The 12,895-nt window shown below is 63.4% G+C and carries 10 protein-coding genes; 6 read left to right on the forward strand and 4 right to left on the reverse strand.

The features are described 5' to 3' along the window. Window positions 1-14 precede the first annotated feature (14 nt). The gene (locus LIY36_RS02050; protein ID WP_226454663.1) at window positions 15-1,313 is read right to left on the reverse strand and encodes a serine hydroxymethyltransferase; all 1,299 of its coding nucleotides are present in this window, start codon (window positions 1,311-1,313) and stop codon (window positions 15-17) included. Window positions 1,314-1,637: 324 nt separating this feature from the next. Between LIY36_RS02050 and LIY36_RS02055 the strand changes: the two genes are divergently transcribed. The 5 genes from LIY36_RS02055 (at window position 1,638) to LIY36_RS02075 (ending at window position 6,166) form a co-directional block, all read left to right on the forward strand. Then, window positions 1,638-2,858, forward strand: a complete 1,221-nt coding sequence (locus LIY36_RS02055) for an MFS transporter (RefSeq protein ID WP_226454664.1) — start codon at window positions 1,638-1,640, stop codon at window positions 2,856-2,858. A gap of 122 nt (window positions 2,859-2,980) precedes the next feature. Further along, window positions 2,981-3,943, forward strand: a complete 963-nt coding sequence (locus tag LIY36_RS02060) for an AurF N-oxygenase family protein (protein ID WP_226454665.1) — start codon at window positions 2,981-2,983, stop codon at window positions 3,941-3,943. Further along, a complete protein-coding gene (locus tag LIY36_RS02065; RefSeq protein ID WP_226454666.1) occupies window positions 3,940-4,986 on the forward strand; it encodes a 2Fe-2S iron-sulfur cluster-binding protein in 1,047 nt (348 codons plus the stop codon). Before LIY36_RS02060 ends, LIY36_RS02065 begins: the two co-directional genes overlap by 4 nt. A 37-nt stretch (window positions 4,987-5,023) precedes the next feature. Further along, window positions 5,024-5,734: a glutamine amidotransferase gene (locus LIY36_RS02070; protein ID WP_226454667.1), complete on the forward strand. Its 711-nt coding sequence runs from the start codon at window positions 5,024-5,026 to the stop codon at window positions 5,732-5,734. A gap of 69 nt (window positions 5,735-5,803) precedes the next feature. Further along, on the forward strand, window positions 5,804-6,166 hold the full coding sequence (locus LIY36_RS02075; protein ID WP_192297991.1) for an antibiotic biosynthesis monooxygenase family protein: 363 nt from the start codon (window positions 5,804-5,806) through the stop codon (window positions 6,164-6,166). Between the two features lie 75 nt (window positions 6,167-6,241). Here the strand turns inward: LIY36_RS02075 and LIY36_RS02080 are convergent, their stop codons facing one another. Both LIY36_RS02080 and LIY36_RS02085 read right to left on the reverse strand, forming a co-directional pair. Continuing rightward, window positions 6,242-8,218 carry a methyl-accepting chemotaxis protein gene (locus LIY36_RS02080; RefSeq protein WP_226454668.1) on the reverse strand — a complete coding sequence of 659 codons (1,977 nt, stop codon included), beginning with the start codon at window positions 8,216-8,218 and terminating at the stop codon, window positions 6,242-6,244. Window positions 8,219-8,395: 177 nt separating this feature from the next. Further along, window positions 8,396-9,316: a LysR substrate-binding domain-containing protein gene (locus LIY36_RS02085; RefSeq protein ID WP_226454669.1), complete on the reverse strand. Its 921-nt coding sequence runs from the start codon at window positions 9,314-9,316 to the stop codon at window positions 8,396-8,398. A 152-nt stretch (window positions 9,317-9,468) separates the two neighbouring features. Between LIY36_RS02085 and LIY36_RS02090 the strand changes: the two genes are divergently transcribed. Then, entirely contained in the window at window positions 9,469-10,872 is a 1,404-nt protein-coding gene (locus tag LIY36_RS02090; protein ID WP_226454828.1) for a NorM family multidrug efflux MATE transporter, read from the forward strand. 144 nt (window positions 10,873-11,016) lie between these two features. Here LIY36_RS02090 and LIY36_RS02095 read toward each other — a convergent pair whose 3' ends face one another. Next, the gene (locus LIY36_RS02095; RefSeq protein WP_192297994.1) at window positions 11,017-12,681 is read right to left on the reverse strand and encodes a putative bifunctional diguanylate cyclase/phosphodiesterase; all 1,665 of its coding nucleotides are present in this window, start codon (window positions 12,679-12,681) and stop codon (window positions 11,017-11,019) included. Between the last annotated feature and the right edge of the window lie 214 nt (window positions 12,682-12,895).

Below are 12,895 nucleotides of genomic sequence, written 5' to 3' on the forward strand. Positions count from 1 at the left end.
AATGGCGGGAGGCTTCAGTAGGGCAGCCTGAAGCGCTTGGTCAGGCTGGCGACGCCTTCGCGGATGGACGTCGCGGTGCGGCGGTCGAAGGTGCCGCTGCGGACCCCGCCGAGCAAGGCCAGGATCATGTCGCCGATTTCCTGGAACTCTTCGATGCCCATCCCCCGCGAGGTGCACGCCGCGCTGCCCAGGCGGATACCGGAGGTGACGTTGGGCTTGGCCTGGTCGCCCAGTACCGCATTGCGATTCAAGGTGATGCCGATCTGTTCCAGGGCGTGTTCGGCGACATTGCCCGCCAGGCCCCAGGGCCGCAGGTCAATCACCGCCAGGTGCGAGTCGGTGCCCTGGGACACCACCGACAACCCGCCCTCCGCCAGCCGTCCGCACAAGGCCCGGGCGTTGGCGATGACGGCATGGGCATAGGTGCTGAAGCCCGGTTGCAGGGCCTCGCCCAAGGCCACCGCCTTGGCCGCGATGATGTGCATCAGCGGCGCGCATTGCAGGCCTGGGAACACCGCCGCGTTGATTTTTTGCGCAATCACCGGGTCATTGCACAGGATGATTCCCCCACGTGGCCCGCGCAGGGTGGTGTGCGTGGTCGCCGTGGTGACATGGGCAAACTCGATCGGCGACGGAAACGCGCCGCCCGCGACCAGCCCGGCCACCTCGGCGATGTCGACCATCAGGTAAGCGCCCACCTCGTCGGCAATTGCGCGAAACCGCGCGTAGTCCAGCGTGCGCGAGTACGCCGAAGCGCCGGCGATCAGCAGTTGCGGACGCTCTTGCCGGGCGATGCGCTCGACGTCCTCCATGTCTACGCGATGCGTCTCGGGGTGCACGCCATAGCTCAAGGCCTGGAACCACCGGCCTGACAGGTTGAACCGCGCGCCATGGGACAGGTGCCCGCCAGCCTTGAGGTCCAGCCCGAGGATCTTGTCCCCCGGCACCAGCAATGCCAGCAACACCGCCTGGTTCGCCTGGCTGCCCGAATAGGGTTGCAGGTTGGCGTAGGCGCAATTAAACAGCCGCTTGGCGCGTTCGATGCCGAGGTTTTCCACCACGTCGACGTTGTGGCAACCGGCGTAATAACGCCGCCCGGGGTAACCCTCGGCGTGCTTGTTGGTGAGGATCGATCCCTGGGCTTCGAGCACGGCCCGGCTGACCACGTTTTCCGTGGCCGTCAGTTCAATGGAATGGATCTGGCGCAGACGCTCGGCTTCGATCGCGCCCCAGACTTCGCGGTCCACCTGGGACAAGTGATCGGCACTGACGAATGGCAGCGCACATCCGTCCCTTCGAGCGAAATTCGGCATATTGACTCCTGTCGGCGCACATCGAATAGCAAGCCACACCCGCCAGCGGGCTTATCCATGGCCGACTACCCTAACGGCCTCCCGACGCGCCAGATAGACCATTGCGTGCCGGTTCTACAGACCACTTCGCAAGCACGCACCTTGTATCCCTGGGCACATCGCAAGCGGCTGTCATAACCCTACAAGTGGTCTGGTTACTCCGCCCGCAATGGACTACTGCGCAAGACCATAGCCTGCTTAATATCTGCGCCGATTCGAGCCGCAATGGCTTTTCCAATGCCCCGGCTCAACAAACGACTCTTCGCTCATTGAACAGGTTCAGCCATGTCGATCGTTCGTATCGGACTGCTCTCACAGGTCGCCACGGCGCACTTTGTCAGCCATTTGCACATCATGGTGCTGGCGGCATTGTTTCCGGTGTTGCCGGCGTTTCTGGGCGTCAGTTATGTGGAACTGGGCGTGGCGCTGAGCCTGTTCAATATCGTCACGGCGCTGGTGCAGGCCCCCATGGGTTACGCCGTCGACCACTATGGCGCCCGACGCCTGCTCATCGCCGCCGTGGCCTTGGGCAGCCTGAGCTTCCTGCTGATTGCGCTGTTCCCCAACTACACCTGCCTGCTGATCGCCATGGTCCTGGCGGGGCTGGCGAATGCGGTCTATCACCCGGCGGACTACGCACTGCTCTCCCAGGCGATCAACCCCGCCCATATCGGCAAGGCGTTTTCGGTGCACACCTTTGCCGGTTTTCTCGGCGCAGCGGTGGCCCCGGTATTGCTGCTCACGATTGCCACCGCCAGTCATCCGGGCCTGGCCTTCGTGGCGGCCGCACTGGTGGGCGTGGTGGCGCTGGGGGTGTTGCTGCTGCCCGGCTCGGGGCTGGCAGAAGTGAGCCATGTACGCCGCGTCGCCACGCCGTCCGACAGCAACGGGGGCCAACGGGCCGTGCTGCTCTCGCCGATGATCCTGAGCCTGACCTTGCTGTTTGTGGTGTTGAACCTGAGCACCAGCGCGATTGAAAAATTCTCTCTCGCGGCACTGATGCAAGGCCAGGGCGTGGCACTGACCTGGGCCAATGCGGCACTCACCGCATTCCTGTTCGCCAGCGCCTTTGGCGTGCTGGCCGGCGGTGCGCTGGCGGATCGGACCCGACGCCACGGCCTCGTCGCCGCCCTCGCCTTTGCACTGGCCGGCGTACTTATCCTGATTGTGGCCAACGCCGAATTGGGCGACATGGCCTTGCTGATCACCCTGGGCAGCGCCGGCTTCTTGACCGGCCTGATCGCCCCGTCCCGCGACATGCTCGTCCGCGCCGCCTCACCCAAGGGCGCCGAGGGCAAAACCTTTGGCATCGTCAGCACCGGCTTCAACATCGGCGGCACGCTGGGGCCGGTCGGTTTCGGCTGGCTGCTCGACAGGGGCCACCCCGACGCCATCTTCTGGGCCAGCGCCGCTTTCATGGGATTGACCGTGGCGTTGACCTTGATGCAGTCCTGGTACCTGGAGCGATCAAACCCATCAACCGCACCGCTTGTGGCCCTTAAATGACCCAGGACAACACCGTGCCAACCGAATTGCCGCAGACTTGAAAAGCGCATGCCTGTAGAAAAAAACCACATGCGCAAACCAGACACAGACAAAAAAACAGCCTGACCAATGGGAAAGAAAACATGGACCGTTTGAACTGTGGAACCGATGACGTGGTTCAGAACATGCTGACGAAATTATCCGGCCTGTGGAAAACCCGCGCCGCCGTCAACAACCCACAACCCGACTACTGGAACCTGGCCTTCAACCCGGCCAAGCAGGATTTCAGTGCTTGCCTGCTGCCGTTCCGCGATCACCAGGCGTGGCGCGAAGCCCCGCAGGCCCTGCAATCGCAGTGCCTGTCCTACGCCTGGGGGATCTACAACCTCAAGACCATCTACATCGAATGCGATGTGGTGGTGCCTGCCTGCGAAGACATCATCAAGACCCCACCGCCCAGCCAGAACCGCGCCTTGCTGCAAGACGTGATGTCCCAGGCGCTGCTGGACGAGGCGCTGCATACGCGCATGTCGATCATGGCCTGCAACTACATCTACGACATGCGCAAACTCAAGCCGCTGGACTTCAGCGCGTTCAACCTGGTGACCTGGCGCGAAGGGCTGTTGGCCAACTGCACCGCCGAATGGGAACGGCGCCTGACCCGCTTTGGGGTCGCGTGCGCCAGTGAGACGCTGATCACCGACTACCTCAAGACCATGGCGGAAGACACCAGCATCCAGGCGATCTGTCATGAGGTCACCCGCACCCACGCCATGGACGAATGGAGCCATTCCAGCGTGTTCAGTTTCGTCGCGTCCGACATCGTGCACGGCCTGAGCCGCAAGGAGCGCGAGTACCTGCGCGCGGTGATTCTCAAGACCGTGCAGATGTTCGCCAACAACGAAATGGGCGCCTGGTCGACCGTGTTCGCGATGCTCGACTTCCCCCATGCCCAGGACATCCTGCATGACGTCGGCGACAACAATGAGATCAGCGTCTACACCGACTCGGTCGAAGCCCTGATCGACCGCATCGGCCTGACCGGCAACGGCCTGGGCAACGTCGACAGCGCAATGGACGCCCTTCGCGAAAAGGCCCGCGCATGAACGGCATGACACTTCAGGCGCGCTGCGAAAGCGTTACCCATGAAACCGCCGACATCAAGGTCTTCGCCCTGCGCGCCCACGGCGCCAGCGCCGAGTTCCTCGACGGCCTGCGCCCTGGCCGGCACGTGGCGGTGAGTTACCCGGACACCACCGGCACGCCCCAGCAGCGCCTGTATTCGATCACCCGCACACCGGCGGCGGACCTGTTTGAAATTGCGGTCAAACGCGAAGGCCACGGCGGCGTCTCCGACCAATTGCACGCGACCTTGTGCGCAGGCGAAACGGCACCGATGCACTTTGTCGCCGGCGACATTTGCCTGGCCTCGATTGTGGATTGCCAGCAGGTCGGCATGCTCGCCGGCGGCATTGGCATCACGCTGCCGATCGCCTTGCTGCGCGGCCTGCGCGAACGTGCACAGCGCGGCTTGGCGGTGCCCGATGTGGCGCTGGTGTTGTGCGTACCGAGCATTGCCCAGATCCCGTTCTTGCAGGAGCTGCTGGAGCTGGAACTGACCACGGCGTGGTTCGCCTTGCAGGTGTTTGTCACCCGCGAGACGGTCAAGAGCAACGGCCACTTCAAGGCCGGGCGCCCCGGCGCCGCCGACCTGAGCCTGCTGGGCGCACCCGAGGCCGTGGTGATTTGCGGCAGCCAGGCATTTGCCCAAGGCATGCGCGAACACACCACGGCGCTGTTTCCTGACAGCACGCTGTTGATCGAATCGTTCACGCCGGTAGCGGCCCCCGCAGCGGCGGCCGAATCGCCGTCTAGCGTGCGCTTGCAGCTCAAGGACACCGACCAGGTGGTTGAAGGCCCCGCCGGCCAAAGCCTGCTGGCCATGCTCGAAGCCGGTGATATTGCCGTGCGCAGTCTGTGCCGGGCAGGGATCTGTGGTGTCTGCCGGGTCAAGGTGTCCGACGGCGACTACACCCTGCAACCGGACTTCTGCCTCAGCGATCAGGACAAGCAGCAAGGCTATGCCCTAGCCTGCTGCACCTTCCCGCGTTCCGGGACGCTCAACGTAGACCTGAACCCGCCGGCATGAACCGGCACTTAATCGCTTTCACACACGAGTTTTTTCCATGAAGACTGCAATTGCGCTGCGCCACATACATTTCGAGGACGCCGGCACCCTGGAAGCCGTCCTGGCCGCACAGGGTTACGCACTGCACTACCTTGACCCCATGCTCGACACACTCGACAGCGCGCACGTGCAAAAGGCCGACCTGCTGATCGTGCTGGGTGGCCCGATCGGGGCCTACGACGAGCAGCTTTACCCGTTCCTGCATGACGAGCTGGCGCTGATCAACCAGCGTTTGCAGTCGGGCAAACCGATGCTGGGGATCTGCCTGGGGGCACAACTGATTGCCCGCGCCCTGGGCGCCAAGGTGTACCCGCTGGGAGTCAAGGAAATCGGTTTTTCAGCCCTGACCCTGACCACGGCCGGCCAGGATTCGGTGCTCGCGGCACTGCAAGGCACCCCCGTACTGCACTGGCACGGCGACCAATTCGACATTCCCAAGGATGCCGTGCACCTGGCCAGCACGGCGGTCGGTGCCCACCAGGCATTCGCCCTGGGTCGCAACGTGCTGGCCCTGCAATTTCACCTCGAAGCCGATGTAAACAAGCTCGAACACTGGCTGGTCGGCCATGCCTGCGAACTGTCGCAAACCGGCATCAACCCCCACGCCTTGCGCGCCGCCGCCATCGAGCTGGGCGACCGCCTGACCGTGGCCGCCCGCACCGTGATCAACGACTGGCTGGACGCACTGGAAACGCCAGCACAGCACTGAACAGCAGGCCGTCGACCGTGACAGCCGCCTGAGCGACACCCACTAAAAACACAAGGATGAGGAATTAACATGATCGTAGTTTTGTTTGAGCTGCAAGCGCTGCCGGGCCAGGGCGAGACCTATGTCGATCTGGTCAACAAGCTGACGCCGATGCTTGAGCCCATGGAAGGCTTCATCTCCGTGGAGTGCTTTCAAAGCACCCTGAACCCCAAGAAAGTCATGTCGGTGACCACCTGGCGCGATGAAGAAGCCGTGGTCCAATGGCGCAACGTAACCGCGCACCTGTCGGCGCAAAAAGCCGGCCGCGACAAGATCTTCGACGACTACCGCGTGCGCGTGACCTCGGTGATCCGTGACTACGGCCTGCGTGATCGGGTCCAGGCGCCGTACAACGAGGTGATCGACGCCCAGCCAGCGGGCGCGACCGTGTAACCCTCGGCTTACGCGCTTGAGCAACGCCGGTGTATGGGAATCGCTATCCCGTACACCGGCGTTGCCGTGTCTGGGTCAACGAAAGCGGTCAACCTCATGGCGCAGGCCCGCCGCCAATGTCTCCAGCTCCTTGGCGGTAATCGCCAGGTTCGACACCACTTCACGCTGCTCGCTGTTGGCCAGGGCAATGCTTTGCAGGTTGCTGCTGAGCAAGGTCGCGGTGCTGCTCTGCTCCTGGGTCGCGGTGGTGATCGCGGCAAACTGCTGCCCCGCCGAACGGCTTTGCTCATCGATGCGCGCCAGGGCCGACGCGACATCGGCGTTGCGCGACAGGCCTTCCTGCATCAATACGTTGCCATGCTCCATGGTGCTGATGGCGTTGCCGGTCTCCTGCTGGATGCTCTGGATCATCCCGGAAATCTCGTCGGTGGCCTGGCGGGTACGCGAGGCCAGGTTGCGCACTTCATCGGCCACCACGGCAAACCCACGGCCCTGCTCACCGGCGCGCGCGGCTTCGATGGCGGCGTTGAGCGCGAGCAGGTTGGTCTGGTCGGCGATGGAGGTAATCACGCCGACGATCCCACCGATTTCCTGGGAACGCTGGCCGAGGGTGTTGATCACCGTGGCCGTGCTGTTCAAGGCGGTGGCGATGTGCTCCAGGGACGACGACGCCTCTTGCATCGAATTGCGGCCGATGCGCGTCTGCTGGGCGTTTTCCTGGGCCAGGCGTTCGGTGCTGCCCATATTGTCGGCAATGTTCAACGAGGTGGCGCTGAACTCTTCCACCGCGCCGGCCATGCTGGTGATCTCGCCGGATTGCTGTTCCATGCCTTCATAGGCACCGCCAGACAAACCGGACAACGCCTGGGCGCGGCTGTTGACCTCTTCGGCGGCCTTGCGGATATGCGAAACCATGGTCGACAGCGCTTCACCCATCTGGTTGAAGCTGCGTGCCAGTTGGCCGATTTCGTCATGGCTGGAGACGTTCAGACGGGCACTCAAATCGCCCGCGCCGAGGGCTTCGGCCTGGCGTACCAGGTCGCTCAACGGCGCCAGCTTGCTGCGTAGCAACCACACCGTTGCGCCCACCGCCAGCAACATCGCCAGTACGCTGCCGATGATCAGGCGAATCCCGACCGACCACGTCACGGAGCGAATCTCTGCCTTGGGCATGCTCGCCACCACCGACCACGGCCCGCCGTCGAACGGCACCGCGACGCTGTAGAAGTCTTCGTTCTTGTCGCTCCAGAAGCGCCCTTCACCCGGCTTTTTCGCCAGGTCGACGATCACTGGGGCCGCCTGGTCCAGCGCCTGCACGCCCGCGGGCGGCACCAGCCAGTGTTTCTGCTCATCGAGCAGCGCCAGGGAGCCGGTCTGGCCGATGCGGAAACGCCTGAGGTTATCGAACTGGGCGTTTTGCGCGTCGGTGTAGTCGAAACCGACAAACAGCACCGCGATGACTTTGCCCGCGCTATCGCGCACCGGCGTGTACTGGGTCATGTAGGAACGTTCGAACAACACTGCACGGCCGACGTAGCTTTGCCCGGCCAGCAGGCGTTGATAGGCCGGATGCTGATGATCCAGCGCGGTGCCGATGGCACGGCTGCCGTCCTGTTTGGTCAGGGACGTGCTGACGCGCACAAAGTCCTCGCCCGTGCGCACAAACACGGTGGCCACGCCGCCCGAGGTGTCCTTGAACTCATCGACTTCGGCGAAATCGTTGTTCAGCACCGCGTTGCCCAGGTACAGGCCCGGGGTCTGCACGCCGGCCACGCTCACCGGCTGGTCGGCACGCACACTCAAACCGGCGCCGAAGCGCTTTTCGAACAGCCCGCTCAAACGCTGGGTACTTTCGCGCAAGGTGCTGTGGAAGGTGTTGAGTTGATCGGCGAGCAGGCGCGCTTCGCTGGCCAGGTGTTCCTCGCGGGTGTCGAGGTTGGCGGAGTCGAGGGAACGCAAGGCAAACACCGTACTGCCGCTGATGACGACAGCCAAAATCACGGCGAGCGCGAGGCCTAGCTGGGAAGCAATCCGAGCACGAGGTTGAGACATGACAGCTCCTGGCCGAGGCCAGGATCATCCTGATCTCATAGCGCTGCTCGGCAAATTATCTGGTGGGTAGCGTTGGAGTACGATGGTTCCAACACACCTACTTCGGCGGCGCCGAGCAATACTTGAGTACTACACAGGGGTATCACGCAAACGATTGCTATACCGAGCCATCCCCCTTCAATCGAGGCGCTCTACCGCCGGCAGTGCCATGGCCTGCACCTCGCTCTGGAGAAAGTCCGCCAAGCGGCGCAGGCGCTCACCGCCGGGACGGGTTTTCGGCCACACCAGATAGTAATTTTCCCCACTGGCCACGGCAGTTGGCCACGGCAGGCTCAATCGCCCCTGGGCGACGTCTTCGGCCACCATCAGCAAGTCCCCCATGGACACGCCGTAACCCCGCGCAGCGGCGATCATGCCCAGCTCAAGGGTATCGAACACCTGCCCGCCCTTGAGCGAGACCTGCGACGACAAGCCCATGCGTTGCAGCCAGTTGCGCCAGTCACGGCGGTCGGGCGTGGGATGCAGCAACTCGGCAGTGGCCAGGCGCGTAGCGTCCCACGGGCCGTCGTCCAGCAGGTTCGGCGCGCCCACCGGGATCAACAACTCGGGGAACAGGTAGCAGGCTTCCCAGTCCGCCGGAAAATGCCCGTCGCTCAACAGCACCGCGCAGTCGAACGGCTCCTGGTTGAAGTCCACCTCGTCCACGCTCATCCACGCGCTGGTCAATTGCACCTCATTGCCCGGCTGCAACGCGCGGAACCGGCTGAGGCGCGCCAGCAGCCAGCGCATGGTCAGGGTGGACGGCGCCTTCATGCGCAGGATGTCATCTTCGGCGTTCAAGGTATGGCAGGCCCGCTCAAGGGCGGCGAAGCCTTCACGTACGCCCGGTAGCAGCAGGCGGGCCGCTTCGGTGAGCTGCAACGTGCGGCCACTGCGCTGGAACAGGCGGCAGGCGAAATGTTCCTCCAGGGTGCGGATGTGCCGGCTCACCGCGCTTTGGGTGATGGACAACTCCTCTGCCGCGCGGGTGAAGGAGTGGTGTCGGGACGCGGCTTCAAATGCGCGCAACGCGTAAAGCGGAGGAAGACGACGAGACATAGGGAAGGCTCCGACAGCAGGATGTCGAAACCCTACCAGAATCATTCAGGCATGAGTTTTAATCATGCAAGTGATCGCTTTTATCCCTTTGTGCAATAGGCCCAGAGCGCCGAGAATCAACCCTTCCACAACCCTATGACTTTTTGAGCGTGATGATCATGCAGCATCCGGCACGTACCGAACTCTGGGCCATTCTACGGCTGTCAGGGCCGTTGATTGCCTCACAGTTGGCGCACATGTTGATGGTGCTGACCGACACGCTGATGATGGCCCGCCTGAGCCCCGAAGCCTTGGCCGGTGGTGGCCTGGGCGCGGCCAGCTATTCGTTCGTGTCGATTTTCTGCATCGGCGTGATTGCGGCGGTGGGCACCCTGGTAGCGATCCGGCATGGCGCGGGCGACATCGACGGTGCAACACGCCTGACCCAGGCCGGGCTGTGGCTGGCCTGGCTGATGGCGCTGGCCGCCGCCCTGCTGCTGTGGAACCTCAAGCCGGTGCTGCTGATGTTCGGCCAGACCGAAACCAACGTGCACGCCGCCGGGCAATTCCTCACGATCCTGCCCTTCGCCCTGCCCGGCTACCTGAGCTTCATGGCCTTGCGCGGTTTCACCAGCGCCATCGGCAAGGCCACCCCGGTGATGGTGATCAGCCTGTGTGGCACGGTGCTCAACTACCTGCTCAACCACGCCCTGATCGAAGGCATGTTCGGCTTGCCGAAACTGGGTTTGATGGGCATCGGCCTGGTGACCGCGATTGTGGCCAACGGCATGGCATTGGCGTTGATGTGGTACATCCGCAGCAACCGCGCCTATGCTGCCTACCCGCTGGGCGCCGGCCTCCTACGCCTGAACACGCACTATCTGCGCGAACTGTGGCGCCTGGGCCTGCCGATTGGCGGCACCTATGCGGTCGAGGTCGGACTGTTTGCCTTCGCCGCGCTGTGCATGGGCACCATGGGCAGCACGCAGCTGGCGGCGCATCAGATCGCCCTGCAAATCGTCTCGGTGGCCTTCATGGTGCCGGCGGGAATGTCCTACGCGGTGACCATGCGTATCGGCCAGCATTACGGTGCCGGGCAACTGCTGCAGGCACGTTTGGCCGGCCGGGTCGGCATCGGCTTTGGCGCCGCGGTGATGTTGGGATTTGCGGCGGTGCTGTGGCTGTTTTCCGACCCATTGATAGGACTGTTCCTCGACCATAACGACCCGGCATTCCACGACGTGATCGTCCTGGCCGTCAGCTTGCTGGCCGTGGCGGCGTGGTTCGAGTTGTTCGACGGGGTGCAGACCATTGCCATGGGCTGCATTCGCGGGCTGAAGGACGCCAAGACCACTTTCCTGGTGGGCCTGGGTTGCTATTGGCTGATCGGTGCACCGTCGGCGTGGCTGATGGCGTTCACCCTCGGTTGGGGGCCGACAGGCGTGTGGTGGGGTTTGGCGCTGGGGCTGGCGTGCGCGGCGGTGAGCCTGACATGGGCGTTTGAGGCGAAGATGAAGCGGATGATCCGCCACGAGCCGCAGGTTCAAGCCACATTTCAGGCGGCACAAGCGGAGTAACGACCTAACCAGGTCAACAACTGTGGGAGCGGGCTTGCTCGCGAATGCGCTGGGTCAGCCAAATAGTCAGTGACTGATACACCGCATTCGCGAGCAAGCCCGCTCCCACACAAGCCCGCTCGCACAGTCGACCGGCGTTGCAATTCAACCCAGTAAAGCCTCACGGCCTTTGCCGAAGGTCAGGTACTCGATCAACTCCGGCAACGGCAACGGCTTGCTGATCAGATATCCCTGGGCCTGGTCGCATCCAAACAACCGCAACAACGCCAGTTGCTCAGGGGTTTCCACACCCTCGGCCACCACTTCCAGGTTGAGGTTGTGGGCCAGGTTGATCATCGCGTGCACCAGCTTGCGGTTCTCTTCGCGCTCTTCCATGCCGCCGACAAAGCTCTTGTCGATCTTGAGCAAGGCAATCGGCAGGCTGTTGAGGTGCACGAACGATGAGAAACCGGTGCCGAAGTCATCCAGGGAAAAACGCACGCCGAGGCGACCAAGGGCGTCCATGGTCTGCTTGACCAGATCGCTGCGGCGCATCACGGCGGTTTCGGTGAGTTCGAATTCCAGCCATTGCGCTTCCACGCCGCGCTCGGCGATCAGCCGGCTGAGGGTGGAGAGCAATTGGCTGTCCTGGAACTGGCGGAACGACAGGTTGACCGCCATGTGCAACGGCGGCAGGCCACGTTCGCGCAGGTCTTGCATGTCGCGCAGGGCCCGGGAAATCACCCAGTAACCCAACGGCACGATCAGCCCGCTTTGCTCGGCCAGGGGCACGAATTCGCTGGGCGGCAACAGGCCGCGCTCGCCGTGACGCCAGCGCACCAGGGCTTCGAGGCCGACGATGTGCCCGTCGTCCAGGTCCAGGCGCGGCTGGTAGTGCAACTCCAGCTCATCCCGACGCAAGGCGCGGCGCAGTTCGCTTTCCAGGTCGGCCAGGCTGCGCGCGTTACGATTGATGCGTTCGTTGAAAATATGAAAGGTGCAGCCCTGGGTGCTCTTGGCTTGCTGCATGGCGATGTGGGCGTGCCACATCAGCGGGTCGGCGCCAGCACGCGCACGCGCATGGGCCATGCCCAGGCTGCAACCGATCAACAGGCTTTCACCGTCCACCCAGTAGGGTTCGGCCATGACCTCGGTAATGCGTTCGGCCATCCACTCGGCGCGCTGGGGCGCACGGCGGGTGTCGATCAGCAGGGCGAATTCGTCGCTGCCCAGGCGCGCCAGTTGGTCGCCGGCTTCCAGCTGGCTCTTGAGCCGCGAGACCACTTGCAGGATCAACCGGTCGCCGGCCTGGTGCCCGAGGGCGTCGTTGGCGTGACGGAAATTGTCGAGGTCCAGGTGACCGAGGGCCAGGCCGCGACCTTCATTCTCGGCCAGCCGCGCCGCCAGCAAGGTCTGGAAACCCTGGCGGTTGGCGATACCGGTCAGCGGGTCTTGCTCGGCGAGGCGTTGCAGGGTGTTTTCCAGCACACCGCGTTCGCGCACATGGCGCAGGCAGCGGCGCAATGTATCGGCGTCCAACACCGTGCGAACCAGCCAATCGCTGGCACCCAACGGCGGCACCAGCGGCTCCTGCTCCAACAGCAACACACACGGCAAGCTGCAACGACCGGGAGCGGGTTGCAGGCCTGGCGTGGTCAATAGCACGGCACCGTGGTCGTCATCGAACAGACGACTTACGGAATCCCAATTTGGTGCACTGATCAGCACAGCCCCATCGCCCATCGGCGCCAGGCACTCGCGCAACAACGCTGCCCATGCCGGCTCATCGGCCAGCAGCAGCAAACGCAAGGGTTCGACAGGCGTAGACAAGCTAGCTCCCTAGACTCTGCAAGATTTCGTTGGCGACAGGCAGTATGACGTGCGGCCTGACAATCACCAATGATAGGGGTTATCAAATACACAGACTGCACGCAGTTAGTCGCAAATGCCCTGACATCCTGCGGCAAAGTAGCAAAACCGGCAAATTTAGATCGAGTGGTACGTCACACCGTCGTTCTGAGAGAGCAGAATCCTGCCAGCCTGT

This window comes from Pseudomonas sp. AF03-9 (assembly GCF_020515815.1).
In the GTDB taxonomy this organism is placed as follows: domain Bacteria; phylum Pseudomonadota; class Gammaproteobacteria; order Pseudomonadales; family Pseudomonadaceae; genus Aquipseudomonas.

Coding starts and splice junctions, on each gene's coding strand:
- LIY36_RS02065 (WP_226454666.1), top strand. CDS start 3,940: ATGAACGGCATGACACTTCAGGCGCGCTGCGAAAGCGTTACCCATGAA.
- LIY36_RS02080 (WP_226454668.1), bottom strand. CDS start 8,218: ATGTCTCAACCTCGTGCTCGGATTGCTTCCCAGCTAGGCCTCGCGCTC.
- LIY36_RS02090 (WP_226454828.1), top strand. CDS start 9,469: ATGATCATGCAGCATCCGGCACGTACCGAACTCTGGGCCATTCTACGG.
- LIY36_RS02075 (WP_192297991.1), top strand. CDS start 5,804: ATGATCGTAGTTTTGTTTGAGCTGCAAGCGCTGCCGGGCCAGGGCGAG.
- LIY36_RS02050 (WP_226454663.1), bottom strand. CDS start 1,313: ATGCCGAATTTCGCTCGAAGGGACGGATGTGCGCTGCCATTCGTCAGT.
- LIY36_RS02085 (WP_226454669.1), bottom strand. CDS start 9,316: ATGTCTCGTCGTCTTCCTCCGCTTTACGCGTTGCGCGCATTTGAAGCC.
- LIY36_RS02070 (WP_226454667.1), top strand. CDS start 5,024: ATGAAGACTGCAATTGCGCTGCGCCACATACATTTCGAGGACGCCGGC.
- LIY36_RS02055 (WP_226454664.1), top strand. CDS start 1,638: ATGTCGATCGTTCGTATCGGACTGCTCTCACAGGTCGCCACGGCGCAC.
- LIY36_RS02060 (WP_226454665.1), top strand. CDS start 2,981: ATGGACCGTTTGAACTGTGGAACCGATGACGTGGTTCAGAACATGCTG.